We start from the raw sequence: 24,001 nt of genomic DNA, 5'->3' as shown, positions 1-24,001 counted from the left end.
CACATGACCGAACTCACGCTCCGTCAGGTCGAGGTGATCCGCGCGGTGATGCTGGCCGGGACGATTCAGGGCGCGGCGCGTCTGCTGAATGTTTCGGCGCCCGGCATTTCGCGGCTGGTGAAACATGCCGAGGATGTGCTGAAGATCCGACTGTTCGAGCGGAAGGAAGGGCTGTTCGTCCCCGCGCCCGAAGCGCATGGCATCTTTGAGATGGTCCTGCGCTTGCATCGACAGATGGAGAACCTGAACCATGCTGTCACCGCGCTGCAGAAGGGCGGCGGCACGCGGCTGTCCTTTGCCTGTGCGCCCTCCATCGCTCAGTTCATCGCCGCGCGGGCCATCCGATCCGTGCGCCAGCAATTTCCCGATCTCTTCATCGACCTGAACATCCTGAAGATCGAAGAGACCGCGGATTATCTGCTGCTGGAGCGGGGGGAATTCGTCATCCTGTCCTCTCCCATGGACAACCCGGCCATAGAAAGCGCCCCCCTGGCGCATGGGCGCCTGGTCGCCGTGGTGCCCGAGGGCCATCCGCTGGCCGACAAGGCCGAGATTTCGGTCCGGGATCTGGCGCGCGAGGATTTCGTGGGCGTCGATCCCGAAGATCCCTATGGTGCCATTCTGGCCCGCCCGTTCCGCGAGGCCGGCATCACTCCGCGGTATACAATGCGCGGGCGGTTCGCGCAGACCGTGGTCAGCCTTGTGCGCCACGGGCTGGGGGTGGCGGTGATCGACGAATTTTCGGTGGCCGAGGTCTATATGCCCGGCCTCGCCCGCCGCCCGCTGGCCGAAAAGACCGAGGTTTCGGCCTGGGTGGCGCAGCGCAAGGGGCGGGCTTTGTCCAGCTTCGCCGATCATGCGATCACCTGCTTCCGGCGTGAACTGGCGCGCGCGGTGCAGCGGGCGGACTGGAAGCACTGAGCCCGATCCGCCCCGCCGTCAGCCCGCCTTCGCCTCGGGCATCCCGGGCGCAAGCTGGCGGGCGATTTCCTCGAATGCCGCCAGACCGGGGGCCGAGGCGCTTTGCCGACGGGTGATGCCCACGGCACCCGACATGAACCGGGCGCCCAGCTGAAACTCGATCAGCATGCCGCGCTCCAGCTCTTCGGCCACCACCCCGCGCGAGATGAACCACAGCGCGTCCGAAGCGAGACAAATGCCGCGGCCCACGGCCAGCGACACGGTTTCCACCGCAGGCTGGATGCCCACCAGCCCCAGCGAGGCCAGGTAGTCGTTCACCGGCCGCCGGATCAGCGCGGTCTCCGGCGGCAGGATCAGGACCGAGGCCTTCAGCGCCTCGGTCACCGTGCGGGCCTCCATCGGATGATCCCGGCGCCCCACCAGCAGCACGTCTTCCTCATAAAGATGCTCGAAGCTGAGACCCGGCATTTCCGACACATCCGGCAGGCGTCCGACCATCAGGTCGATCCCGCCATCCCTCAGCAGGCGGATCAGATGGTGATGCGGCCCGGTCTCCACCCGCAGCAGGATTTCCGGCCGCATCTCGCGGAACCGCAGCATCACGGCAGGCACCATCCGCGTCGCCGCCGTGGGCAGGACCCCGATCCGCAGCGACCCGCTCGTGCCGGGGCGCAGCGCCGCCGCCCCCGCCTCCAGCGATTCCAGCGCCAGCGCCGCATGGCGGCGGAAAAGCCGCCCGCCCTCGGTCAGCACCAGCCGCCGCTTCTGCCGCAGGAACAGGGGCTGGCCCAGCAGATCCTCCAGCTCGGCCAGGGTGCGCGACAGGGCGGGCTGTGAAATCCCCTGTGCCCGCGCCACCGAGGACAGCCCGCCTTCGGCCGCGATCTCCAGAAATGCGCGGATGTGGCGCAGCTTCACCCCCGGATGCATAACTGTGGGCTTATCCATTATCGCGCGCTTTGCATTATCCAAACCAATTTTCCCGTGCGAAATTATGGAAGAGTGGAGGGTCTCATGCAAGTTCTCATCCGCCCCTGGGGGGCGATGCACTATTTTTGTGACGGTGCGGAAGACGGGCCTTGCGTGGTTTTCGCCAATTCCCTTGGCACCGATCTGCGGCTTTGGGACCCTGTCATGCCGCTTTTGCCGCGGGGCCTGCGGACGATCCGATACGACAAGCGCGGGCATGGTCTTTCCGACACCGGGCCAGACGCTCCGATCACGTTGGACGATCTGGCACAGGATGCCATCGCCCTGATCGAAGCGACGGCCGGCGGACGACCGGTGGTCTTTGTCGGCCTGTCGATTGGCGGGCTGATCGGGCAGGCGGTGGCGGCGGCCCGCCCTGATCTGCTCCATGCGCTGATCCTGTCCAACACCGCGGCGAAGCTGGGCACGGCCGAAAGCTGGCAGGCGCGCATCGCCGCCGTGCAGGCGCAGGGTCTGGCCGGAATCGCCGATGCGGTGATGGAACGCTGGTTCGCGCCCGACTTCCGCGCCACGCCCACGCTGGCGCCCTGGCGCAACATGATGATCCGCACGCCCGCTGCGGGTTATATCGCCGCCTGTGCGGCGCTGGCCGGGGCTGACCAGACGCAAGCCAGCGCCGCGCTGCGGCTGCCGGTGCTGGTCATCGCCGGCGGGGCGGACGGTGCCTCGCCCCCGGATGTCGTGCGCGCAACGGCAGACCTCATTCCCGGCGCCCTGTGGCACCTGATCCCCGATGCCGGCCATCTGCCCTGTGTCGAGACCCCCGAAGACTGGGCCGCGGCTGTCGCGGCTTTCCTGCAGGAACATGCAAGATGAGCGATACCTACACCGATGGCATGGCAACTCGGCGCCGGGTCCTGGGCGCAGCCCATGTCGACCGCGCCGAATCCGAAAAGACCGATTTCGACAGCCCCTATCAGGCGCTGATCACCGAAGCCGCCTGGGGCCATGTCTGGTCCCGCAAGACCATATCGCCGCGTGAACGTTCCATGCTGACCATTGCCCTTCTGGCGGGTCTGGGCAACGATCACGAGCTGGCCATGCACATCCGTGCCACCGCGAACACGGGCGCTTCGCCCGATGACGTGCTGGAGGCGCTGTTGCATGTGGCCATTTACGCCGGCGTCCCCCGCGCGAACCATGCCATCAAGATAGCGAAGGAGACGTTCGCAATGATGAACGCCGAAAAAGAGGGGGAAGCATGACCCTTTCCAATTCCACCGACCGGGGGCCGCTGTTCTTCCGCGACCGCGACTGGCACCCGGCCGCCTATACGCCGGGCTACAAGACCTCGATGACCCGCGCGCCGTTCCGGCCGCTGGTCGCGCTCGGCTCGACCCTGTCCGAAGAGACCGGCCCCGCCTTCGGCCAGTCGATGATCGGGGCGCTGGACAACAACCTGATCCTGAACTTCACCGGGCAGCCCGCCATCGGCGAACGCATCATCATGCATGGCCGCGTGCTGGACGAGAATGGCCGCGGCGTGCCCAATGTTCTCGTGGAGATGTGGCAGGCCAATGCCGGCGGCCGCTACCGCCACAAGAAGGACGGCTATGCCGCCCCGCTCGATCCTAATTTCGGCGGCTGCGGCCGGACGCTCACCGGGCCGGACGGCATCTATGAATTCCTGACGGTCCGGCCCGGCGCCTATCCCTGGCCGAACCATGTGAACAACTGGCGGCCGATGCATATTCACTGGTCGGTGTTTGGATCGGGCTTTGGGCAGCGGCTGATCACCCAGAACTATTTCGAGGGCGATCCGCTGATCGACCTTTGCCCGATCGTCAACACCATCGGTAAGAAAGAGGCCGTCGGCGCGCTGGTCGCGGCGCTGGACATGAACCGGGCGATCCCGATGGATTGTCTGGCCTACAAGTTCGACATCGTGCTGCGCGGGCGCCGGCAGTCCTTCTTCGAAAACCGCAAGGAGGGGATGTGATGGTCCAGCGTCTTGATTACCTGAAGGAAACCCCGTCGCAGACCGCCGGGCCCTATGTCCATATCGGGCTGACCCCGAACAAGCTGGGCAATCCGGGCATCTATCCTTTTGATCTGGGTGAAAGCCCGGTCCGCGATGGCGCCAAGGGCGAAAGGGTTGTGATCACCGGCCGCGTCATCGACGGGGCGGGCATGATCCTGCGCGATGCGTTGTTTGAAACCTGGCAGGCCGATGCGGCGGGGATCTATCCCGCCAACGACCCGCGTGGCACGGCCGACCCCAATGTCACCGGATGGGCGCGGGTGGCGGCGGATTTCGACACCGGAATCTGGCGGCTGGAGACGATCAAGCCCGGCCGCGTGCCCTTTCCGGACGGGCGGCTGATGGCGCCCCATATCTCGGTCTGGCTGGTCGCGCGCGGCATCAACCTTGGCCTTCAGACCCGGATCTACTTCGGGGATGAGGCCGAGGCCAATGCCGCCTGCCCGGTCCTGAACCGGATCGAGCATGTGGAACGCCGCGCCACGCTGGTGGCGGCAAAGACCGGGCCCGGCGAATACAGCCTCGACTTCCGCCTTCAGGGCGAAGGCGAGACAGTGTTCTTCGACATCTGATCCGCCATGACCCGCCCCTGTATCCTTTGCGTCGCCATCACCGGATCGCTGCCCACCAAGGCGGACAATCCGGCGGTGCCGGTTTCGATCGCCGAACAGATCGAATCCACCCACGAAGCCTTCGAGGCAGGGGCCAGCATCGCGCATTGCCATGTGCGCGATGATGCCGGGCAGCCCACATCCGACCCCGCGCGCTTTGCCGCGCTGATGGAGGGCCTGACGAGACACTGCCCGGGTCTGATCGTACAGCTGTCCACCGGCGGACGGTCCGGGGCCGGGCAGGCAAGGGGCGGCATGCTGCCCCTTCGCCCCGATATGGCCTCGCTTTCGGTCGGGTCGAACAATTTTCCGACCCGCGTTTACGAAAACCCGCCCGATCTGGTGGATTGGCTGGCCTCGGAAATGCTGCGCTATGACGTCAAGCCCGAGATTGAGGCCTTTGACCTGTCGCATATCGTGCAGGCGGCAAAGATGCAGGCCGATGGCCGCCTGAAAGGCCCGCTCTACGTGCAGTTCGTCATGGGCGTGAAAAACGCCATGCCTGCGGATGAGCGCATCCTGGACTTTTATATCGAGACGCTGGCGCGGCTGGCCCCCGGTGCCGAATGGTGCGCCGCAGGAATTGGCGCCGCGCAGATCACGCTGAACGAATGGGCCATCGCCAAGGGCGGCCACACCCGCACCGGGCTTGAGGACAATGTCCGGCTGGATCGGACCACGGTTGCGCCCTCGAACGCCGCGCTGGTGCGCCGCGCCGCCGATCTGTGCGAGCGTTACGGCCGCCCCGTCGCCACCTGGCAGCAGGCCCGGCAAATCCTTGGCCTGCGGATGCCCTCTGGCTGACCCTTTCCTCATTTCCTGTCCCGAAATATCCTCGGGGGTCCGGGGGGCCGACTGCCCCCGACCGGTTTCCAGAAAGGCCGATCCATGCCCGCCTCTCCCGCCGACAGCGCGCTTTATCGTGGCCTGTTCTCCGACGCTGAAACCGCGGCGCTGTTCACCGACAGCGCGGAAATCCGCGCCATGCTGCTGGTCGAAGGTACGCTCGCCCGGGTGCAGGGGCGACTGGGGCTGATCCCTGAAACCGCCGCCGCCTTCATCGACCGCTCCTCTCGTGAGGTGCAGATCGACCCGGCCGCGCTGGCGGGCGAGACCGGGGCCAACGGTGTACCGGTGCCCGCGCTGGTCACCGCCTTCCGCAAGGCGATGCAGGCGCCGGATCATGCGCAATACCTGCATTGGGGCGCCACCAGTCAGGACATCATGGAAACCGCGCAAAACCTGCGGCTACGGCGGGTTCTGGCGATCTGGGACGGGCGGCTTCAGGCGGTGGCACGGGCGCTTGGCCAACTAGCCCGAACCCATGCCGATCTGCCGATGGCAGCGCGCACCTATGGGCAGGCCGCTACGCCGACCAGCTTTGGCGCGGTGGTGGCGGGCTGGGGGCATCCCATGCTGCGCCACCGAGAACGGCTGACCGCGCTGGCGCCCCAACTGGCCACCGTGTCTCTGGGCGGGGCGGCGGGCACGCTTTCAGCCATGGGCGCCGAAGGACCGGCAGTGCGCGCGGCATTGGCCGAGGCGCTGGAACTGGCCGATCCTGGCCACAGCTGGCATGCGGAACGGGACCGGACCGGCGCCTTCGCGGGCTGGATGGCGGGACTGACCGCAACCTTGGGCAAGATGGGGGAGGATCTGATCCTCATGGTCCAGTCCGGCGTGGATGAGATCCGCATCGCGGGCGCGGGCGGCTCTTCCACCATGCCGCAGAAGCAGAACCCGGTCGGCCCCTCGGTCCTTGTCGCGCTCGCGCGGCAATGCGGCGCGCTGGCCGCCGTTGTGCAGGGCGCGGGTCTGCACCGGCAGCAACGCGACGGGGCGGCATGGTTCGCCGAATGGCTGTCGCTACCGCAGCTTTGCATCCTGACCGGGCGCGCGCTCGCGCTGGCGTTAGACCTTGCGGGCCGGATCACGCCGCAGCCAGAGGCCATGGCCCGCAATCTGGACGACGGCTCCGGCCTGATCCATGCCGAGGCCTTGTCCTTCGCGCTGGCCCGCAATCTGCCCCGCCCGGAGGCGCAGGCCCGGATCAAGGCGCTTTGCGCCGCGGCGCGGCCGGGCGGGCCGTCGCTTCAGGCGCTGGCGGCAGCGGCGTTTCCCGGGCTGGGCCTTTCCGCCGCGGACCTTGGCACCGCGCCGGATGAAGCGCGGGCCTTTGCCGGGGCCGCGGGCGCCTAAAGGCGGGCCTTCACACCCCGCAGGTAAGACAGGCTTTCGGCCACCGCCTCCGCCTCTGTGCCATAGCCCGGGGAAAGCCAGTCGATTTCCACCGCCAGCACCCCCGCATAACCGTGGGACTTCAACTCGCGCAGCGCGAAATCAAGGTCGATGACCCCGCGTCCGGCGGGCACGCTGGGCCAAAAGGCCATGGTGGCGGGATCGCCGCCGCGGGCCTCGATATCCTTGATATGCGTGGCCTTGGCATAGGGGGCCAGACGGCGGATCACCGCCTTGGGGTTTTCATACATTCGCAGATTGTTGGCGGTGTCCAAACAGACCCCCAAATAGTCCGAGCCTATAGTCTCGATCAGGTCCGCTATCTCTTCGGCCAGCAGGTCAATGTGGTTCTCCACCGCCAGCACCACGCCCGCCGCCTTTGCCTCACGCACCAGCGGGGTCAGCAATGGCAGAAGCGCCGCCTTGTGATCGGCCCAACGGGCGGGGCGGGTGCCGCGGCCACCGGCGCAAATCCGCATGACGCGGGCCCCCACGGCGGCGGCATCGGCAAGGCTGGCCCGTGCATCGTCCAGCGCCTGCGGGGCGGCACCCGACTGCAATCCACGCGGATGACCCCAAGCCCAAATCCGATCCATCCCCGCCCGGTCCAGCCGGGCCGCCAGCGCCGTGGTCAATTCCCGATCGCCCACCGGCAGGAAACAGCTTTCCAAAGAGACCGCCTCGACCCCGAACTGCACGGAGAAGTCGATGAAATCCCAGACCGTCATGCTGTGGTCGGGCGCAGTTTCCAGCCCCGGGTAAAGTTCGCCGAAATAGCGGTGGAAGCTGTAAGCGTCGATGCCGAGTTTCATGGGTCTTCCCGCTAGATGTGCTCCTGCGGCGCGCCGAAGACACCCCGCGACAGTGCCTGATCCACGCCCCCCTGAAGATGGCGGCGCAACAGCGCAACGGCCGCCGGCACATCCCGGGCGAGCGCCGCCTCTTTCAGCGCAAGATGTTCCGGGCGCGAGGCCGCCGGACGGAAAGCCAGCGCAATCATCTGGTAGCGCAGGTACTTGTCGAAAACCTCGGCATGGGTCTGCATCAGCACCCGCGACCCGCAGGCCGCGATCAGCGCCTGATGAAACTGCCAGTCGCTTTTGCGCCATTCGGTGATGTCCGAGGCATCGCCCGCCTCCAGCCGCAATTCGTGACTGTCCAGCCGGTGGTGGGCGGCGATCACCTGCGCCTCCCAGTCCAGCGTGCCCTGGGCGAAGCTCAGCGCCAGCGCATGTTCCTCGATCAGCAGGCGAAGTGCCGCAATCTCGTGCAGACCCTCGGCCGAGATGGGCGAAACCTCAAAGCCGCGCTGCCCCTCGGCCAGCACGAAACCATCGGCCGCCAATCGCGACAGCGCCTCGCGCAGGGTGCTGGCGCCGGCGGCATAATCCTCTTTCATCTGGTCCAGCCGCAGCCGCTGCCCCGGGCGCAGCCGGCCCATGATGATATCGCTGCGCAGCCGCTGATAGACCGTCGCGCCGACGGTTTCCCGTCCGGCCATCTCGGTCGGGTCCGGCCGCTGCGGAAATTCGATCATGCCGCCGCCCCCGGAGCTTTGCCGAGCAACCCGTTCTGCACGGTATAGTCAATGCAGGCGCCTATATGCCCGGTCAGCACGGCCCGGGCGCGATCCGCATCCCGCTCCAGCGCGGCGGCCAGCAGTGCATCATGCTCCTTTGCGGCCACCGTGCCGCGGAACATCACCAGCAGCACCTGATAGCGCAGAAAACGGTCGAAAATCCGCTCATGCGCGGCCAGAAGTTCGGTCGAGCCGCAGGCCGAGATCAGCGCCACATGGAATTCGCGGTCATAGCGTTTCCAGCGGGCGGTGTCGCTGCGGTCTCCGGCCAGCATCCGCGCCTCCATCCGGGCCAGCTTGTGATGGGCGCCGACGACGGCCGCCTCCCATTCCAGATCGCCCGCCGCGAAAGAGGGCCCGACGGCATGGCATTCCAGCAGGATGCGCATATCGGAAATCTCGCGCAGATCCCGGGCCGAGATCGGGGCGACCTCAAACCCTTTCTGCGCCTCGAACAGGATCAGACCTTCGGCCACCAGCCGGGCCAGCACCTCGCGCAGGGTGGTGACGCTGACATCATATTCGTCGCGCAATCGCTCCAGCCGCAGCTTGCCTCCCGGAGGCAGCCGACCGAACAGGATATCGTCCCGCAATCGCCGATGGGTGGTTTCCCCCGGCGGCGCCCCGGTCTGCTGTGCCGCGATCATCGACCATCCTCCTGCCGGCAGTGAAGCTGAACCCCTGCCGAAGCGCAAGACGCACGTTCATTCGATGATCATAGGGCGATCCAAAAAATCTCATATGAAATGTGAATCAATTGTTGATCGCAGAAAGCTCCGATGGCAGTCTCGTCCCGAGGCCGCCCGCTGGGGAGAGTGGTGCGCGCCGTTCAGGGAGGAACACATGACCATCAAAGTCACGCGACGCAGCTTTGCCGTGCTGGGTGCTGCCGTTCTGGCGACGCCCTTCGTTTCCCGGATTGCCAATGCCCAGGACCCGGTCAAGATCCGGTTCTCGGCCGTGTTCTCGGAACAGGACATCCGGGCCGAGATGATGAAGAAATTCGTCGAGGGCATCGGCCCCGGCTTCGCCTATGAAGGCTTCTACGGCGGCGTGCTGTTCAAGCAGGGAACCGAACTTGTCGCCCTGCAGCGCGGCAATCTGGAAATGTCGAACATCGCGCCGCAGGATATCTCGAACCAGGTTCCGGCATGGTCGGCGCTGACCTCGGGCTATCTGTTCCGCGATTCGGCGCATCTGACCACCTTCTTCGCCAGCGATGCGGGCACCGAGATGAAGGCCCTGGCCGAAGAACAGCTGGGGATCAAGATCCTGGGGCCGACCTTCTACGGCACCCGGCAGGTCGGACTTTCGACCACCAAGAAGATCAGCACCCCCGCCGACATGGCCGGGATCAAGCTGCGCATGCCGGGCGGCGAAGCCTGGCAGTTCCTGGGCCAGGCGCTTGGCGCGAACCCGACACCGATGGCCTATGCCGAGGTCTATACCGGCCTGCAGACCGGGGCGATCGACGGGCAGGACAATCCGCTGCCGAATGTCGAGAACATGAAGTTCTACGAGGTGATGAAGCAGATCGTCCTCACCTCGCATCTGGTGGCCTTCGACCTTCTGACCCTGTCGGGGCAGGTCTGGCAGGCCCTTTCGGACGAACAAAAAGCCGCGGTCCAGAAGGCCGCCGACGAGGCCATCGCCTTCTCGACCGCCGAACATGTGAAGCGCGAGGAAGAGCTGGCGAAGAGCTTTGCCGAACGCGGGCTTGAGGTCTACACGCCGGATGTCGAGGCTTTCCGGGCCCATGTGCAGAAGGCCTATCTCGAATCCGATCTGGCGAAGGACTGGCCCGAGGGGCTGATCGACCGGATCGCCGCCCTGTAAACCTTTGCAAACCCGCGCGGCCCCCGTTCCGGCAGGGCCGCGCTTTCCGTTCCCGAGGTCGCCCATGCCCCTTGCAAGGCTTTCCGCGTGGCTGCGCCGCCGCGCCGAGGACGTGATCGTCCTGATGCTTCTGGCGATGTTTCTGGTCTTCCTGCTGCAGATCGTGTCGCGCTACCTGCTGAACCTGCCGATGGGCTGGACGCATGAGGCCAGCGTCGTGCTGTGGATCTGGCTCGTGCTGTTCGGCGGCGCCTTCGTGATCCGCGACACCGAAGAGATGCGCTTCGATCTGGTCTATGCCGCCGTGGGCGCGCGGACCCGGCGGGTCTTTGCGCTGATCACGGCCGCGGTCACGGTGCTGGCCTTCACCGTGTCGATGCCCGCCACATGGGATTACGTGACCTTCATGAAGGTCGAGAAATCGGCCTATCTGCGCATCCGGTTCGACTGGCTTTATTCGATCTATGTCGTCTTCGCAGTCGCCATGATCATCCGTCAGATCTGGGTCGGGTTCCGCGCCATCTATGGCGGTGCTCCCGAAGCCTATGATCCCACCAAGGCGAGTTCCGGCGTATGACCCTGACCAGTCCCTTTTCGCTGACCATCGTTGCCATCACCGCGCTGGCGCTGCTGGGCCTGCCCATCGGCCTGTCCATGATCGTGGGATCGGTGGGCTATCTCTGGATGTCCGGCATGGACATGGGCACCGCGGCCGAACAGTTCCTGAACGGCATGTATTCCAACTACATCATCCTTGCCGTGCCGCTGTTCATCTTCGCGGCCGAGATCATGAATTCGGGCTCGATGACCGAGCGGCTGCTGCGGTTCTGCAACGTGCTGGTGGGGCATATGCGCGGCGGCCTGGCGCAGATCAACGTCGTGCAAAGCCTGATCTTCGCCGGCATGTCGGGATCGGCCATCGCCGATGCGGCGGGGTCCGGCCGGATGATGCAGAACATGATGACGCGCGAGAACCGCTATACCCCCAGCTATGCCGCGGCGCTGACGGCGGTGACGGCGGTGATCGGGCCGATCCTGCCGCCGTCGATCCCGATGGTGGTCTATGCGCTCGTATCCGACGCCTCTATCGGCTATCTGTTTCTGGCCGGTGTCGTGCCCGGGCTGCTAATGACTGCGATGCAGATGGCGCAGGTGGCCTGGGACGCAAGGCGCCACAATTTCCCGGTCGAGGAACGGGTGCCAATGCGGGAAATCCCGCGCGTCACATGGGCCGCTTTCCCGACGCTGCTGATGCCCGTAATCCTCTTGGGCTGCATCTATTCCGGCATCACAACGCCGACCGAGGCCGCCGCCCTGGCCGCCGCCTATGCCGTGCTGGTCTCGACGGTGATCTACCGCAGCCTGACCTGGCGCGAGGGCTATAATGCCGTGCTGATCTCGGCCAAGACCTCTGCCTCGATCGGGATGATGATCGGCGGCGCGCTGGTCTTCAACTATGTGGTGACCGTCGAAAACATCCCCGAGACGCTGCGCGCGCTGCTGCAGGGATGGGAACTGACGCCGCTGCAGTTCCTGCTGCTGGTCAATGTGATCCTGCTGGTGCTGGGTTGCGTGCTGGAGGGGACGGCGGTGCTTCTGATCATCGTGCCGGTCTTCATCCCGGCCGCGCAGGCGCTTGGCATCGACCTTGTGCATTTCGGCGTGGTCGTGGTGGTGAACATCATGCTGGGGCTGGTGACGCCGCCCTATGGCCTTCTGCTGTTCATCATGACGAACATCTCCGGTTCGCCCATGAAGGACATCATCCGCGACTGCCTGCCTTTCCTCGCATGGATGGTGCTTTGCCTTGGGCTGATCACCTTCTTCCCCGACCTCGTGCTGTGGCTGCCCCGCATGGCGGGCTATGCCGGCTGACCTTTGGTGACCTGAATGACCCTTTACATCCTGAACGGCCCCAACCTGAACCGCCTGGGCAAGCGCGAGCCCGAGATCTACGGCCACACCACCCTGGCCGAGGTCGAGGCATGGTCGCGTGACGCGGCGGGCGATCATCCGGTGGAGTTCCGCCAAACCAACGCGGAGTATCAGCTGATCGACTGGGTGCATGAGGCAATCGACGCCAAGGCCGCGGGGCTGATCATCAACCCGGCTGGCCTGACCTTCACTTCGGTGCCGGTGATGGATGCGCTGAAGATGTTCAGCGCGCCGAAGATCGAGCTTCACATCTCGAACATCCACGCGCGCGAGGCGGTCTATCACCGCTCGCTGGTGTCGCCGGTGGTGACGGCGGTGATCGCAGGGCTGGGCCCGAACGGCTACCGCGTGGCGGTGCGGGCGCTTCTGGACCTAATCGGCTGAAATCATGGCGGGGCTACTCCGCGTCGGCCTGATCGGCGCAGGCATCCAGCAGTCGAAATCACCCCTTCTGCATATGGAGGAGGCGCGGGCGCAGGGCCTGCCCCTGAGCTATGAGTTGATCGACCTGACCGCCCGCGGCCTTGGGCCAGAGGCGCTGCCGGATCTGCTGGCCGAGGCCGAGGCACAGGGGTTTGCGGGCGTGAACATCACCCATCCCTGCAAGCAGCGGGTCATTCCCCTGCTGGATGACCTGTCCGAGGATGCCGCCCAGCTGGGCGCAGTGAACACGGTGCTGTTCCGTGACGGACGCCGGATCGGTCACAACACCGACTGGTCCGGCTTTGCCGAGAGCTTCCGCCGTGGTCTGCCAGACGTGGCCTTCGACAATGTACTTCTGGTCGGGGCGGGTGGCGCGGGGGTGGCCGTGGCCCATGCTTGCCTGCGGCTTGGGGTCGGCAGGCTGTGGCTGCATGACGCCGACGCAGCACGGGCCGAGGCGCTCGAGGCCGACCTGAACGCGAGGGCCGGCGCCGCCCTGGCCGTCGCGACGCCCTATCTGGCCAGCGCAATGGCGCAGGTCGACGGTCTAATCAACGCCACGCCGATGGGGATGGAGGCACATCCCGGCCTGCCGGTGGATGTGGACCTGCTGATGCCCCGGCATTGGGTGGCCGAGATCGTCTATTTTCCGCTGGAAACCGCGCTGCTTCGGCATGCCAAATCCCGCGGTTGCCGGGTTCTGGACGGCGGCGGCATGGCGGTGTTTCAGGCCGTCGCCGCCTTTCGCCTGTTCACCGGGCGCGAGCCGGATGCCGGGCGGATGACAGCACATTTCGCGCGGATGACCGGCGGCTGACGCGTCGCCCTGCCTCGCCCCTCTGCCGCAACAGCACCGCGCGCAACATCTTGTCCCACGGCCGCGCCGCGTGATCGGTCAGCAAAGTCTGGAGCAACCGATGCTCCACCCGCCAAGCCAGCCTTCAGTCAAATTGCATTAATATCACAAGGTCAACGGAACGCCTCCGGCAGCCCGACCGGCATGGCGATAGAGCCCGTTTGAAAGGCAATCCCGGTCAAGTCGCAGTCCCCGATGCCGACCGGCATGCGGATACGGAAAGCCAACGGCTCTTACCGCGCGCGGGGCAGCTGCACGCTTGGGAGGCCGGGTCGCAAGCCAAGGTTGGCGTCGGGCGCTGGATCGCTTTCTACAACCGTCAGCGGCCGCACGCCGCCCATCGCCGACAACCGCCAGCCGTAGTCTGCTTCGACGCAATCGAAACTGATCAGCAGGTGCGGGCAGTCGCGTACATCAGCCGGGAATCTGTCGAAAGATCGGGAAACCGCTCATCTCCACAAAGGCCTGCGAAAGTGGATCGCAGGCAACCCACTCGGCGCATCAAGGCTGTGAAGGAAGCGTATAATCATCAGAACCGCGTCACACCCGCTCCATCGCCAGGGCGATGCCCTGGCCGACGCCGATGCACATCGTGGCCAGCGCGCGCTTGCCCCCCATGAGAGACAGTTGCAGGGCGGCCGTGCCGGCGATCCGCGCGCCCGACATCCCCAAAGGATGGCCAAGCGCGATGGCGCCGCCATTCGGGTTCACCCGCGGATCGTCATCGGCGATGCCCAGTTGCCGCAGCGTGGCTATGCCCTGAGCCGCAAACGCTTCGTTCAGTTCGATCACGTCGAACTGGTCCTGGGTCAGGCCCAGCCTTGCCATCAGCTTCTGGCTGGCGGGCGCTGGCCCGATCCCCATGACCCGCGGCGGAACGCCCGCCGTGGCCCCGCCCAGGACGCGGGCCATCGGTCTGAGGCCGTATTTCTCGGCCATCGCACCATTGGCAAGGATCAACGCGGCCGCTCCATCATTCACCCCCGACGCATTGCCTGCGGTGACGGAACCGTCCGCGAAGAGCGGCTTCAACTTGGCCAGCGCCTCGGGCGTCGTAGCGCGCGGATGTTCGTCTTGGCTGACGATCACCGGATCGCCCTTGCGCTGCGGGATGCTGACCGGGACGATCTCTTTGGCGAGACGGCCATTCTCTTGCGCCGCCGCGGCCTTGCCCTGGCTTGCCAGAGCCATGCCATCCTGCGCCGCGCGGCTGATGCCGTAGTCATCGGCGACGTTCTGACCCGTCTGCGGCATGGAATCGATACCATAGGCCGCCTTCATCGCCGGATTGACGAAGCGCCAGCCGATCGTGGTGTCATGGATCTCGGCCGCGCGGGAAAAGGCGCTTTCGGCCTTGGGCATGACAAAGGGGGCACGGCTCATGCTTTCGACCCCGCCCGCAATCATCAGACTCGCCTCGCCCGCCGCGATCTGCCGGGCTGCGGCCAGAACCGCATCCATGCCCGATCCGCAAAGCCGGTTGATGGTCGTGCCTGTCACGCCCACCGGCAACCCCGCCAGCAGCACGGACATACGGGCGACATTCCGGTTATCCTCTCCCGCCTGATTGGCGCAGCCGAAGATCACGTCATCGACCGCCTCCCAATCGACCTGCGGATTGCGCTCGATCAGAGCGCGCAGCGGCACGGCGCCAAGATCGTCGGCCCGAACCGACGACAGCGCGCCGCCGAAACGGCCGATCGGCGTGCGGATATAGTCGCAGATGAAGACGTCGGTCATGGTTACAGGTCCGGGCAAATAAGGTCGGTCACAGGGCCGGGCACCAGCAATTCGGCCTCCGTCAAAGCCTGCAGGTCATCCAGCGAGACCGTGGCCAGCTTTTCCCGCAGCACGAACCGCCCGCCTTCGATATCCAGCACCGCCAGCGAGGTATAGACCCGCGTCACGCAGGCGACCCCAGTCAAGGGCAAGGTGCAGCTTTTCAGGATTTTGGGCTTGCCGTCCTTGGTGACATGATCAGTGATGACGGCCACGCGTTTGGCGCCATGGACCAGGTCCATTGCCCCGCCGACCGCAGGCACGCCCCTGGGTCCGGTGGACCAGTTCGCCAGATCGCCGGTCTCGGCGACCTCGTAGGCGCCCAGAATGGCCACATCCAGATGCCCGCCCCGGACCATGGCGAAACTGTCGGCATGGTGGAAGAAGGCGGTCCCGGGCTTGACCGTGACGGCCTTCTTGCCTGCGTTGATCACATCCCAATCTTCCTGTCCCTTCTCGGGGCTTTCGCCGAAGTTCAGGATGCCGTTTTCGGTATGGAAAATCGCCTCGCGCCCCGGCGGTTGGTATTGTGCCACCTTCTCGGGAAAGCCGATGCCCAGGTTCACATAGGCCCCGTCGGCAATGTCCTGCGCCGCGCGCCAGGCGATCTGGTTGTTGCTCAGCTTGTCCATGTCTCAGGCCTCCAGCGGATAGATGGCTTGGGCGCGGTTCAGATCTTCCTCCTGCACCGGCGCGGCGACCTCGACCACGGTCTGCACGAAGATGCCCGGCGTGATCACATGTTCGGGGTCGATTTCGCCCGGCGCTACGATGCGGCGCGCCTGCACCACTGTCTGCGCCGCTGCCATGCACATCAGCGGCCCGAAATTGCGTGAGGCCGCACGGTAGGTCAGATTGCCATGCCGGTCGGCCAGCTCAGCCTTCACCAGCGCCACATCTGCCTTCAACCAGCGCTCGCGAACATAGGACCGGCCCTCGAACTCTTCGACCGGCTTGCCCTTGGCAAGATCGGTTCCGAAGGAGGTTGGCGTATAGAACGCCGGAATGCCCGCGCCGCCCGCCCGGATACGCTCGGCCAAGGTACCCTGCGGCACCAGTTCCAGCTCGATCTTGCCAGCCAGATACAGCTCGGTGAACACGACGGGATCGGCGGATCGCGGGAAGGAACAGATCAGCTTCCGCACCATCCCCGCCTCGATCAGCGCAGCCAGTCCGACATGGCCATTGCCCGCGTTGTTGTTAACGATTGTGAGATTCTTGGGATGGCCCGATGCGCGAAAGCGGTCGATCAGCGCGTGGATCAGCTCGATCGGTGCGCCCGCGCCGCCGAAACCGCCGATCATCACGGTCATGCCATCCGCGATTCCGCCCACTGCTGTGCCCAGGTCGGCGACTGTCTTATCCATGCTGGCCCTTTCCGAACGCCTCGCGCCCAGGTTCTATTTTTGGGTCAGCCATAGGGTCGATTTCCGGATGCGTAAATTCGGTTTGTGCGATATGGAGTATTTGTTAGCATATCGCACAAAGGATAAGGCCGCGTGATCTCCGAACGTGACATGATGACCGGCCTTGCCAAAGGCCTGGCGGTGATCGAGACCTTCGGCGCCGAGACGCCGCGCCAATCCATCGCCCAGGTCGCCGCCAGTTCGGGCCTTGACCGGGCAACGGCGCGCCGCTGCCTCCTCACGCTCACCCATCAGGGCTATGCCGTTTGGGACGGAAAGTACTTCACACTTACGCCGCGCGTGCTGCGGCTGGGGACGGCTTGCCTGGCAAGCATGCCGCTGCCGCAGCTGGTGCAGCCCTTGCTGGATGCGCTGTCCGAGCGGATTGGCGAAAGCTCTTCGGTCTCAATCCTGGACGGCGCTGAGATCGTCTATGTCGCCCGCGCCGCGCAGCAGAAGGTGATGTCGATCGCGCTGATGCCCGGATCCCGCCTGCCCGCCTATTGCACAAGCATGGGTCGGGTCATGCTGGCGGCCCTGCCCGAACCCGAGGCAGAGATGCGACTGGGCCGCGCTCCATTGCCCGCAAGAACACCGCACACCTTGACCGATCCGCAAGCCATCCTGGCCGAATTGGCGCAGGTGCGCGCACAGGGCTATGCCCTGATCGACCAAGAGATCGAGCTCGGTCTGCGCTCGGTGGGAGTGCCTTTGTTCGACATGTTCGGCCGCATTGTCGCTGCCGTGAACGTCGGTGTGGCCGCCAGCCATGCCAAGGTCGTCGATCTCAAGACGCGATTCCTCCCAGAGCTTTTGGCGCTACAGGCGCAAATGCGGGGAATCCTGAGGTGAAGAACGGAATGGCTTTAGGCTCACGACTCTATCCCGCTCCATAGCCAGAACAGGGCGGTTGCGGCGAGGCATCCGGCCAGGGTCGCAGAGCTTTATCCCCTTGTCTCTCAACGCATACCTGAACCGAGCCCCGCCGGTCATCGGGGCGCGCTTTGCCGTGGCTCTTCGGGAAGCCGGGCGGAAAGCGCGCCTTTAGACCGTCCATTCGGCAGAAAAGCTTGCTCGTCGCTCAGTCTCCTTTCCGAGGCTGAATCGCGCAGCAGATGCAAGAGCTACGGGTCCGACCCTATGCTGCGGCGGCAACCTGTGCCCTGCTCAATCGGCGCCTGTCCGCACAGGCGTGCAAGAAGTATGACTGTTTTGCGACAGCAATTTTCATCGCGACGGCGCATATCGGCAAAAATAGTAGCAATTGCGGGCCATCAGGCTATTGTGCACCGCGCGAAAAGACGCCCAAACCTGTGCAAAGCGGTCAGAGACCTTGCCCAAACCGAAGAACAAGCCGAAGAAACCCTCGGTCAGCGCCAGCAAGGTGGCTGAACTGGCAGGCGTGTCGCGCTCGGCCGTGTCGCGCACGTTCACCGACGGGGCAAGCGTTTCGGCGGACACACGTGCCCGCGTTTTGGCTGCGGCCGAGAAGCTGGGCTATCACGTCAACCACCTGGCGCGCGGGCTGATCCATCACCGCTCGGGCATTGTCTGCCTGATCGTGGCCGAGCTTCAGACCCCGTTCCAGTCAAGCTTTGTCGAGGTGCTGACCCATCAGCTCCAGGCCAAGGGCAAGGTGGTGATGGTGCTGAACACCTCGGGTGTGGCGGCGAATGTCGAGGCGGCCTTGCGCCAGACGCTGAACTACCGGGCGGATGCCACGGTCGTCCTTTCCGGCGCGCCGCCGCTGTCGCTGATTGAGACCTGCATCGACAATGGCCAGCGGATGATCCTGATCAACCGCGCCGATGCCCGCAAGGGCGCGCATATCGTCCTGATCGAGAACGAGATCGCGGCGGCGGAAGCCTGTTTCATGCTGCGCCGCGCGGGGTGCGAGCGGCTCGCGGTCGTGTCTTCGACCGCCGGAACACCCAGCATCGTCGCGCGGGAAGAGGCTTTTGTGGCCGCGGCGCACGAAGCAGGGGTCGAGGCAGTGGTCAGCCGCGCCGGGCCGACCGGATACGCTGCCGGGGCCGAAAGCGCACGGCAGCTACTGGCGGGATCGAAGCGCCCGGACGGGGTATTCTGCGCGACGGACCTGCTGGCCTTGGGCTTCCTCGATGCGGCGCGGATCGAATTCAAGCTCAGACTGCCGCAGGATCTTTGCGTGGTGGGCTTTGATGACATCAATGCGGCGGGCTGGCTGGGCTATGACCTGACCACCTTCCGGCAGCCGCTCCCGGAAATCGCGGCCCATATCGCCGAGGTATTGGACGGGGATGAGCCGGAAGAGCCGCAGATCCGCCGCTTTCCCGCCCAGGTGATCTGGCGCAAGACGGTGCGGCCCTAGCTTATCTTCAGGGCGTTGAGTTCCATGCTGAAATCGCCATTTGGCAGGCGGTTCAGGTAGCCGTTGAGAATGCGCAGCAGCGCGGCGAAGCGGCTGGCAAGGCTGTCACCCGTCAGATCAGGTATCTCGGCGCAAAAAAGGCGGTAGAACGCCAGCCGCTCGACCGGAATGAACGGCTCGGCCAAAACGCCAGCCTTGCGCAGCCGATACCAGTCCTCGGCCAGATGGCGCAGCGGCAGGTCTGGGGTTTCGACCTCGATCCCCAGAATGCCCGCCAGATCGGCCATCCGCGCACGATTTGCGAAATCGACCATGTCCGACGGCCATTCGCGCGCCATGTAGCGGTCCTGCACAAGACCTGTCAGATGCCGGTCCAGAAAGGTGCCGTGGTCGGGCGCATGGGTGGCGAAGGGCGCGGGCTGGCCCGTCCGCCCGGCCTCACTCTGATAGGCGGGATAGGCGCGGTCATGGCCAGAGATGTCGGACAATGACAGCGTGCGGATGCGCGCCTGGTTGTCCGCAAGGTCCAGCATCTTCATCGCGGGCGCGAAACCGACCGGCGAGGGCACGGCGATGTTGAAGAAGCCCTCGGCACCCGTGCCATGGCGGGCCGTGTCATTCACATGCAGATGGCCCGAGAAATGCAGCCTTACCCCGGTGGCGGCAAAGCCCAGGGCAACGTCCTCCGGCGGGATGCGCCGGGCAAGACCCGTCGCACCGAAGAGCGCGATTTCCCCGGCGCCCGTCCCGCCCAGAACGTCGGTCGGCGGGTAATGCGAGAAGGCAACCAGTTGCTTTCCTGCCGTCCGCGCGCGCGCCGCCACATCCGCCATCCAGCCAAGCAGATGCGGTCGCTGGTCGATCACCGCCGCCCAGCCGCCATCGGTGGCATCGTGGAAGGAAGAGGCTTGCGAGAAATCCTGTGCGCCGCCACGCGGGATACAGACATTGGCATCCAAAGACAGGATCCAGAGGCCGGGCTCGGGTTCGACCAGATAGGAGGCGTCGATCATCTGGCAGCACGCCGATCCGTCAGGGCTGCGGGCCTCATAGCTGCGCGCAGCCCAGTCGGGGTCGTGACCGAAAGGCGTTTCCCAATGCAGATCGGCGGGATCGGGCCAATAGCCCAACGAGCGCATCCGCTCCAGCGCGTCCTGCGTGCCCAGCGTCGCCGCCTCGGGGCAGGTGTCACTGCGCAAGGGTACGCTTTCGCCGCTGATGCCAACGAAATTCTTGTTCTGCGGCCGCCCGGACAGGGCGAAAAGATCGTGATTGCCGGGGGTCGCCAGAACGCGCAGCCCATAACGGTCGCGGAAGGCAGCGATCACGTGCAGCGCGGCCCTTATGTTCGGCGCCTGCCCATCATCCGTGAGGTCGCCCACCAGCAGGGCCAGGCGCGCGCCTTCATCCACCGCTCGTTGCAGGGCCGCGCGAAAGGCGGGCAGGCTTTCGTTGAAGACACGGGTCGAGGCCGCCGTATCGGCCCAGGTGCGGATCGCGCGTCCAAGACCGCTGTCGCGGGGCGACCAGTCGCAGTCATGGACATGGGGATCGGCGATGACAGCGATACGCGTCACTCGGCCGCCTCGTGATGGGACTCAAGCAGGCGGACCCAGCCCACCGTCCGCTCGGCCGCGGCGATCAGCATGGGTTTGGGCGTCTCATGCCATTCGTCGGGGCGAAGCGCACGCTTTTCGCGGATGTGGTCGATGGCGGCAAGCAGTGTGGGGAATTCGGCCGGGATATGCAGATGCAGGAACAGGGCCGCAAGGATAACCGAGCGCGACCGTCCCGCCCGGCAGTTCACCAGCAGGTTGCCGCGTTCGCGAAACGGGTAGCTGGCCTTTTCCGGCAGCACCTGGTCCAGCGCCCCGCGCAACTGGTAATAACCCGCCAGCATCATCGTGTCGGGATTGCCCGGCCCGTCGACGATGCCCAGCTTGTAATAGCGGATCGGAGCAGGGCCATACTCGACACGGCTGTCATGCGACACCTCGTCCGGCGTGGCGACATAGTTGAAATCCAGGTTCACGGCACAATTCAGCACCGTGCTGATTCCGTTGGCGCGCAGGAGCCGCACATCCGAAGCCCCCTCGCGGCCGCCAACATAAAGATCCACGCCGTAGCCAGGCAAGTTTTCATAGACGCGGCTGATCGGCGGGCGGTCATAATGCGGGGCCATTAGGCGGTCCTTGCCAGGTGTTGCGGTTTGGCCAGAAGGTCCGGGCCATCGAGAAGCGGAATGCCGGAGGCGAGAGACAGGATCGCGGCGACATCGGGGCTAGCGGCCAGAACGGGCGCGCCTTCGGTAAGCCCACCCAGCGAAAGGAAGGGGCCAGTCACCCCGCCCGCTTCGCGCACCAGCAGAAGCCCGGCAAGGCAATCCCAGGAATTCATGTGCAACTCGGCATAGCCGTCGCTGCGGCCATCGGCGACGTAGGCAAGGCCCAACGCGCCACAACCGCCGCGCCGGACGTTGCTGCCCGCGGCGAGGAGGTCACTGACGGCGGTGATGTACTCGCTGTTCGGCAGCCGGTTGGACCATCCCATCTCGAAACTGGTAGCAGTGATGTCCTTGGTGCCCGAGACATGGATTGCCTTGCCGTTCAGCGTGGCGCCGCGACCCAGGCGGGCGAAGTACCGGTCGTCGAGGATCGGGTTGGTGATGGCGCCCAACTGGGTCTCGCCATTCGCGACAAAGGCAATGGCGATGCAGAAATGCGGAATGGCGCGGGCAAAATTCGCCGTGCCATCAATCGGGTCCACCACCCAGGCCTGCGCGCCGGGATTGCCACCGGTTTCCTCGCCCAGGAAGCCGTCTTCGGGGAAGGCCTGCGCGATCCGCGCCTTCACATGCGCCTCGACCTGGCCGTCGGTCTCGGTCAGGTAATCCTGCGGGCCCTTCATGCCGATGGGTTGGCCGATCTGACGCGCGAAGCCCGCCGAGGCCAGCGCGGCGGCGGTGGCGATCAGGTCGCGCAGGAACGTTTCGCGGCGGTCAAGGGCTTCGGGATCAAGTGTCATTGGGTCATCCTTGGGTGCCGCTGTGATGGCAAGTTTTGCACAGGAGTGCAACGGGATTGTGATGGGCTTTCATGCGACCTGTGCCCGCTGGGCGCGACCAGTTGAGATTTCATCGGCCAGGGCCTGCAGCGTGGGGTAATCGGCGCCGCCACGCAGGGCGAGATAGCCGGGATGATGGTGGGCGGGGGCGTCTTCGGGACATTTGCCCAGGTGAAAGGGCAGGTAGCGCCCCCCTGCCCGCTCGACGATCAACTTCCCGGCGGTCACATCCCAGGGGTTGACCCCAAATCCCGCCGCCGCATCAGCCCAGCCCGCCGCCACATGGGCAAGCGACAGGGCCGCACTGCCAGGGCGACGCAGGGTGGCGACCGTCTCGATCAGGCGGCCCAGCCGCGCCAGAGACAGTTCCTTGCCATCCAGCCGGAAGTCGCGTGTGACGGGATAGCCGCAGATAAGGGTGGCGTTTTCCTCGGGCGGCGCGTTTGCCGAGATCAGCGGCTTGCCGTTGAGCCAGGCGCCCTCGGCATTGGCCGAGAAGAGGTCATCCGCCATCGGATCATAGATCGCCCCGGCGACCACCTGACCATCCACGACGGCACCGACAGAGGTGCACCAGAAAGCGATGCCGCAGGCGAAATTCGATGTGCCGTCAATCGGATCGACGAACCAGTGCACGGCGCCACCGCCGGTCGAGCCGCCCTCTTCCCCCATGAAGGTAGAGTCCGGCACATCTCGGAAGATTGCCTCGCGGATCATCGCCTCGGCTTGACGGTCATAGACGGTGACCGGATCGTGGCGGTCGACCTTGAAATCCACCTTCATCTGGCCCCGGAAGGCCGCCACCAGTTCGGCGGCCGGAAGGCGGGCTGCGCGTATTGCCGCGGTCAGGATATGATCGGTCATCTTGCTTCTCATGTTCAGGGTCGGCGGGCCGTGTGGAGCGACCCGCCGAAAGCGCTGGGAGGTGTCAGCGCTGGTAAAAGACGCGCCAGAAATCCTGCCAGTCCTGACGGGTGTCCCAGTCATCCAGGCCGGTTGCGGCGTCATAGGGGAAAAGCGCGTCCAGATGGGCGGCAAGACCCGAGGGTTCATCTGCCGGAAGCGCGATCTTGGTCGAAGTCGGCATCTTGCCATCCCTCATCTGGGGCAGGATGCCTTCCTCGGTCAGGACATAGTGGATGAACAGCTTTGCAGCGCTGGGGCTGTCGGTTCCCGTGGCGATCAGGCCTAGCTTGGTGTAGCTCCAGCCGACCCACGGTTCCATGCCGGCACAGAGGCCCAGCTTGTAGCCCTTGTCGGCATTGTCGCGGAACTTGGCCGAACTGAGGAGGCCTACGAAAGGCTCGGCCTGGCCCGGCGCACCCACGGCTTCCGACACGCGGTCATCGCCATCGGCGACCAGCGGGCCATTCGCCCCCATCGCGGCCAGCCAGGCAGCGGCGGCCGAAGGCTGATCTGTCTCCAAAGGCTTGCCGAAATGGGCCTCATAGGCGGCTCGCAGTGGTTCTTCGCCACGCGTCGCCATCTGGTTGAACCAGTCGGTATATGTGCCCTTGGTCAGCGGATCGATGATCGCGACCCTGCCCTTCCATTCCGGCTCGGTCAGTTGCCAGATATTCTTGATCGGGCATTCCGTATGGGCCTCGGTGTTGTAAGCCCAGACATTGGCATTGGTCGAGATCGCCAGCGGGTTGCGGTAGCTTTCCGGGATGTCCGCCTCAAGATCCGGCGGCACCCAGCTTTCCACGACCCCGGTCGGCAGAAGCTGCGCGATGGCGGCGGGCGTGTCGGTCAGAAGCGCCACATCACCCAGGACATTGCCCGACTGATGTTCGCGGATCAGCATCTCAAGCTGTGCCGTGGCCGAAACCTTCTCGCCCGTCGCCTGGATGCCGTATTTGGCACTGAAGGCCTCGGCCATGTCGACGATCTTCCCGGTCGAGTCATAGACCGTGATCGGCGGTTCGGCCTTCGCCGCCTCGATCAGGGCGTTCAGATCGAAATCCTGCGCCAGCGCGGGCAGGGCCGACACGGTCAGCACTGCTGCCGTGAAAACAAGTCTTTTCATGCTG

The 24,001-nt window shown here is 65.4% G+C and carries 26 protein-coding genes; 14 read left to right on the top strand and 12 right to left on the bottom strand.

The window, feature by feature from the left end:
- The first annotated feature begins 3 nt into the window (after nt 1-3).
- Nucleotides 4-921 (top strand): LysR family transcriptional regulator, encoded by a 918-nt coding sequence (locus tag ACED67_RS09590; RefSeq protein ID WP_395541375.1) that lies wholly within the window; start codon nt 4-6, stop codon nt 919-921.
- A gap of 18 nt (nt 922-939) precedes the next feature.
- Here the strand turns inward: ACED67_RS09590 and ACED67_RS09585 are convergent, their stop codons facing one another.
- Entirely contained in the window at nt 940-1,869 is a 930-nt protein-coding gene (locus ACED67_RS09585) for a LysR substrate-binding domain-containing protein (RefSeq protein WP_395541374.1), read from the bottom strand.
- A 66-nt stretch (nt 1,870-1,935) separates the two neighbouring features.
- Between ACED67_RS09585 and pcaD the strand changes: the two genes are divergently transcribed.
- The 6 genes from pcaD (at nt 1,936) to ACED67_RS09555 (ending at nt 6,702) form a co-directional block, all read left to right on the top strand.
- The gene (pcaD, locus tag ACED67_RS09580) at nt 1,936-2,727 is read left to right on the top strand and encodes a 3-oxoadipate enol-lactonase (RefSeq protein ID WP_395541373.1); all 792 of its coding nucleotides are present in this window, start codon (nt 1,936-1,938) and stop codon (nt 2,725-2,727) included.
- Nucleotides 2,724-3,116 carry a 4-carboxymuconolactone decarboxylase gene (pcaC, locus tag ACED67_RS09575; protein ID WP_395541372.1) on the top strand — a complete coding sequence of 131 codons (393 nt, stop codon included), beginning with the start codon at nt 2,724-2,726 and terminating at the stop codon, nt 3,114-3,116. The genes pcaD and pcaC overlap by 4 nt, the downstream gene beginning before the upstream one ends.
- Nucleotides 3,113-3,850, top strand: a complete 738-nt coding sequence (pcaH, locus tag ACED67_RS09570) for a protocatechuate 3,4-dioxygenase subunit beta (protein ID WP_395541371.1) — start codon at nt 3,113-3,115, stop codon at nt 3,848-3,850. The genes pcaC and pcaH overlap by 4 nt, the downstream gene beginning before the upstream one ends.
- A complete protein-coding gene (gene pcaG / locus ACED67_RS09565) occupies nt 3,850-4,464 on the top strand; it encodes a protocatechuate 3,4-dioxygenase subunit alpha (protein WP_395541370.1) in 615 nt (204 codons plus the stop codon). The genes pcaH and pcaG overlap by 1 nt, the downstream gene beginning before the upstream one ends.
- Nucleotides 4,465-4,470: 6 nt before the next feature.
- A complete protein-coding gene (locus ACED67_RS09560) occupies nt 4,471-5,307 on the top strand; it encodes a 3-oxoadipate:acetyl-CoA acetyltransferase (protein ID WP_395541369.1) in 837 nt (278 codons plus the stop codon).
- An 84-nt stretch (nt 5,308-5,391) separates the two neighbouring features.
- On the top strand, nt 5,392-6,702 hold the full coding sequence (locus ACED67_RS09555; RefSeq protein ID WP_395541368.1) for a lyase family protein: 1,311 nt from the start codon (nt 5,392-5,394) through the stop codon (nt 6,700-6,702).
- Here the strand turns inward: ACED67_RS09555 and ACED67_RS09550 are convergent.
- The 3 genes from ACED67_RS09550 to ACED67_RS09540 are packed head-to-tail and all read right to left on the bottom strand — an operon-like array spanning nt 6,699 to nt 8,967.
- The gene (locus ACED67_RS09550; protein ID WP_395541367.1) at nt 6,699-7,553 is read right to left on the bottom strand and encodes a sugar phosphate isomerase/epimerase family protein; all 855 of its coding nucleotides are present in this window, start codon (nt 7,551-7,553) and stop codon (nt 6,699-6,701) included. The two genes, ACED67_RS09555 and ACED67_RS09550, sit on opposite strands and share 4 nt — an antisense overlap.
- A gap of 11 nt (nt 7,554-7,564) precedes the next feature.
- Nucleotides 7,565-8,278, bottom strand: coding sequence for a GntR family transcriptional regulator (locus tag ACED67_RS09545; protein WP_395541366.1), 714 nt, complete (start codon nt 8,276-8,278; stop codon nt 7,565-7,567).
- Nucleotides 8,275-8,967, bottom strand: a complete 693-nt coding sequence (locus ACED67_RS09540; protein ID WP_395541365.1) for a GntR family transcriptional regulator — start codon at nt 8,965-8,967, stop codon at nt 8,275-8,277. The genes ACED67_RS09545 and ACED67_RS09540 overlap by 4 nt, the downstream gene beginning before the upstream one ends.
- A 196-nt stretch (nt 8,968-9,163) precedes the next feature.
- Between ACED67_RS09540 and dctP the strand changes: the two genes are divergently transcribed.
- From dctP to ACED67_RS09515, 5 genes are all read left to right on the top strand, one after another.
- Nucleotides 9,164-10,156 carry a TRAP transporter substrate-binding protein DctP gene (gene dctP, locus ACED67_RS09535; protein ID WP_395541364.1) on the top strand — a complete coding sequence of 331 codons (993 nt, stop codon included), beginning with the start codon at nt 9,164-9,166 and terminating at the stop codon, nt 10,154-10,156.
- Nucleotides 10,157-10,220: 64 nt separating this feature from the next.
- Nucleotides 10,221-10,733, top strand: coding sequence for a TRAP transporter small permease (locus ACED67_RS09530; protein WP_395541363.1), 513 nt, complete (start codon nt 10,221-10,223; stop codon nt 10,731-10,733).
- A 2-nt stretch (nt 10,734-10,735) separates the two neighbouring features.
- Nucleotides 10,736-12,031, top strand: coding sequence for a TRAP transporter large permease (locus ACED67_RS09525; protein WP_395541519.1), 1,296 nt, complete (start codon nt 10,736-10,738; stop codon nt 12,029-12,031).
- Between the two features lie 15 nt (nt 12,032-12,046).
- The gene (locus ACED67_RS09520; protein ID WP_395541362.1) at nt 12,047-12,475 is read left to right on the top strand and encodes a type II 3-dehydroquinate dehydratase; all 429 of its coding nucleotides are present in this window, start codon (nt 12,047-12,049) and stop codon (nt 12,473-12,475) included.
- 4 nt (nt 12,476-12,479) lie between these two features.
- Nucleotides 12,480-13,331, top strand: a complete 852-nt coding sequence (locus tag ACED67_RS09515) for a shikimate dehydrogenase (protein WP_395541361.1) — start codon at nt 12,480-12,482, stop codon at nt 13,329-13,331.
- 579 nt (nt 13,332-13,910) lie between these two features.
- Here ACED67_RS09515 and pcaF read toward each other — a convergent pair.
- From pcaF to ACED67_RS09500, 3 genes are read right to left on the bottom strand one after another with little or no spacing between them, the layout of a single operon-like run.
- Nucleotides 13,911-15,110, bottom strand: a complete 1,200-nt coding sequence (gene pcaF / locus ACED67_RS09510; protein ID WP_395541360.1) for a 3-oxoadipyl-CoA thiolase — start codon at nt 15,108-15,110, stop codon at nt 13,911-13,913.
- 2 nt (nt 15,111-15,112) lie between these two features.
- Nucleotides 15,113-15,781 (bottom strand): 3-oxoacid CoA-transferase subunit B, encoded by a 669-nt coding sequence (locus ACED67_RS09505; RefSeq protein WP_395541359.1) that lies wholly within the window; start codon nt 15,779-15,781, stop codon nt 15,113-15,115.
- A 3-nt stretch (nt 15,782-15,784) separates the two neighbouring features.
- Nucleotides 15,785-16,516 carry a 3-oxoacid CoA-transferase subunit A gene (locus tag ACED67_RS09500; RefSeq protein ID WP_395541358.1) on the bottom strand — a complete coding sequence of 244 codons (732 nt, stop codon included), beginning with the start codon at nt 16,514-16,516 and terminating at the stop codon, nt 15,785-15,787.
- 132 nt (nt 16,517-16,648) lie between these two features.
- Here ACED67_RS09500 and ACED67_RS09495 point away from each other — a divergent pair, with 132 nt between their 5' ends.
- Both ACED67_RS09495 and ACED67_RS09490 read left to right on the top strand, forming a co-directional pair.
- Nucleotides 16,649-17,407 (top strand): IclR family transcriptional regulator domain-containing protein, encoded by a 759-nt coding sequence (locus ACED67_RS09495; RefSeq protein WP_395541357.1) that lies wholly within the window; start codon nt 16,649-16,651, stop codon nt 17,405-17,407.
- 481 nt (nt 17,408-17,888) lie between these two features.
- Entirely contained in the window at nt 17,889-18,905 is a 1,017-nt protein-coding gene (locus ACED67_RS09490; RefSeq protein WP_395541356.1) for a LacI family DNA-binding transcriptional regulator, read from the top strand.
- Here the strand turns inward: ACED67_RS09490 and ACED67_RS09485 are convergent.
- From ACED67_RS09485 to ACED67_RS09465, 5 genes are all read right to left on the bottom strand, one after another.
- On the bottom strand, nt 18,902-20,482 hold the full coding sequence (locus ACED67_RS09485) for a metallophosphoesterase family protein (RefSeq protein ID WP_395541355.1): 1,581 nt from the start codon (nt 20,480-20,482) through the stop codon (nt 18,902-18,904). The two genes, ACED67_RS09490 and ACED67_RS09485, sit on opposite strands and share 4 nt — an antisense overlap.
- Nucleotides 20,479-21,087, bottom strand: coding sequence for a dual specificity protein phosphatase family protein (locus ACED67_RS09480; protein ID WP_395541354.1), 609 nt, complete (start codon nt 21,085-21,087; stop codon nt 20,479-20,481). Before ACED67_RS09480 ends, ACED67_RS09485 begins: the two co-directional genes overlap by 4 nt.
- Entirely contained in the window at nt 21,087-21,929 is an 843-nt protein-coding gene (locus ACED67_RS09475; RefSeq protein WP_395541353.1) for an inositol monophosphatase family protein, read from the bottom strand. The genes ACED67_RS09480 and ACED67_RS09475 overlap by 1 nt, the downstream gene beginning before the upstream one ends.
- Before the next feature lie 69 nt (nt 21,930-21,998).
- Nucleotides 21,999-22,832: an inositol monophosphatase family protein gene (locus ACED67_RS09470; protein ID WP_395541352.1), complete on the bottom strand. Its 834-nt coding sequence runs from the start codon at nt 22,830-22,832 to the stop codon at nt 21,999-22,001.
- 64 nt (nt 22,833-22,896) lie between these two features.
- Entirely contained in the window at nt 22,897-23,997 is a 1,101-nt protein-coding gene (locus tag ACED67_RS09465; protein WP_395541351.1) for an ABC transporter substrate-binding protein, read from the bottom strand.
- Between the last annotated feature and the right edge of the window lie 4 nt (nt 23,998-24,001).

Origin of the sequence: Neotabrizicola paludis (assembly GCF_044142105.1) — a bacterium.
GTDB lineage: Bacteria > Pseudomonadota > Alphaproteobacteria > Rhodobacterales > Rhodobacteraceae > Pseudogemmobacter.
This window is presented reverse-complemented; position numbering and strand designations above follow the sequence as displayed.

What these genes read in the sequence shown, in the direction of transcription:
- pcaH (WP_395541371.1), top strand. Translation starts at nt 3,113, where the DNA reads ATGACCCTTTCCAATTCCACCGACCGGGGGCCGCTGTTCTTCCGCGAC.
- ACED67_RS09590 (WP_395541375.1), top strand. Translation starts at nt 4, where the DNA reads ATGACCGAACTCACGCTCCGTCAGGTCGAGGTGATCCGCGCGGTGATG.
- ACED67_RS09465 (WP_395541351.1), bottom strand. Translation starts at nt 23,997, where the DNA reads ATGAAAAGACTTGTTTTCACGGCAGCAGTGCTGACCGTGTCGGCCCTG.
- pcaC (WP_395541372.1), top strand. Translation starts at nt 2,724, where the DNA reads ATGAGCGATACCTACACCGATGGCATGGCAACTCGGCGCCGGGTCCTG.
- pcaF (WP_395541360.1), bottom strand. Translation starts at nt 15,110, where the DNA reads ATGACCGACGTCTTCATCTGCGACTATATCCGCACGCCGATCGGCCGT.
- pcaG (WP_395541370.1), top strand. Translation starts at nt 3,850, where the DNA reads ATGGTCCAGCGTCTTGATTACCTGAAGGAAACCCCGTCGCAGACCGCC.
- ACED67_RS09515 (WP_395541361.1), top strand. Translation starts at nt 12,480, where the DNA reads ATGGCGGGGCTACTCCGCGTCGGCCTGATCGGCGCAGGCATCCAGCAG.
- ACED67_RS09545 (WP_395541366.1), bottom strand. Translation starts at nt 8,278, where the DNA reads ATGATCGAATTTCCGCAGCGGCCGGACCCGACCGAGATGGCCGGACGG.
- dctP (WP_395541364.1), top strand. Translation starts at nt 9,164, where the DNA reads ATGACCATCAAAGTCACGCGACGCAGCTTTGCCGTGCTGGGTGCTGCC.
- ACED67_RS09520 (WP_395541362.1), top strand. Translation starts at nt 12,047, where the DNA reads ATGACCCTTTACATCCTGAACGGCCCCAACCTGAACCGCCTGGGCAAG.
- ACED67_RS09560 (WP_395541369.1), top strand. Translation starts at nt 4,471, where the DNA reads ATGACCCGCCCCTGTATCCTTTGCGTCGCCATCACCGGATCGCTGCCC.
- ACED67_RS09475 (WP_395541353.1), bottom strand. Translation starts at nt 21,929, where the DNA reads ATGACACTTGATCCCGAAGCCCTTGACCGCCGCGAAACGTTCCTGCGC.
- ACED67_RS09500 (WP_395541358.1), bottom strand. Translation starts at nt 16,516, where the DNA reads ATGGATAAGACAGTCGCCGACCTGGGCACAGCAGTGGGCGGAATCGCG.
- ACED67_RS09470 (WP_395541352.1), bottom strand. Translation starts at nt 22,832, where the DNA reads ATGACCGATCATATCCTGACCGCGGCAATACGCGCAGCCCGCCTTCCG.
- pcaD (WP_395541373.1), top strand. Translation starts at nt 1,936, where the DNA reads ATGCAAGTTCTCATCCGCCCCTGGGGGGCGATGCACTATTTTTGTGAC.
- ACED67_RS09540 (WP_395541365.1), bottom strand. Translation starts at nt 8,967, where the DNA reads ATGATCGCGGCACAGCAGACCGGGGCGCCGCCGGGGGAAACCACCCAT.
- ACED67_RS09555 (WP_395541368.1), top strand. Translation starts at nt 5,392, where the DNA reads ATGCCCGCCTCTCCCGCCGACAGCGCGCTTTATCGTGGCCTGTTCTCC.
- ACED67_RS09550 (WP_395541367.1), bottom strand. Translation starts at nt 7,553, where the DNA reads ATGAAACTCGGCATCGACGCTTACAGCTTCCACCGCTATTTCGGCGAA.
- ACED67_RS09480 (WP_395541354.1), bottom strand. Translation starts at nt 21,087, where the DNA reads ATGGCCCCGCATTATGACCGCCCGCCGATCAGCCGCGTCTATGAAAAC.
- ACED67_RS09505 (WP_395541359.1), bottom strand. Translation starts at nt 15,781, where the DNA reads ATGGACAAGCTGAGCAACAACCAGATCGCCTGGCGCGCGGCGCAGGAC.
- ACED67_RS09585 (WP_395541374.1), bottom strand. Translation starts at nt 1,869, where the DNA reads ATGGATAAGCCCACAGTTATGCATCCGGGGGTGAAGCTGCGCCACATC.
- ACED67_RS09530 (WP_395541363.1), top strand. Translation starts at nt 10,221, where the DNA reads ATGCCCCTTGCAAGGCTTTCCGCGTGGCTGCGCCGCCGCGCCGAGGAC.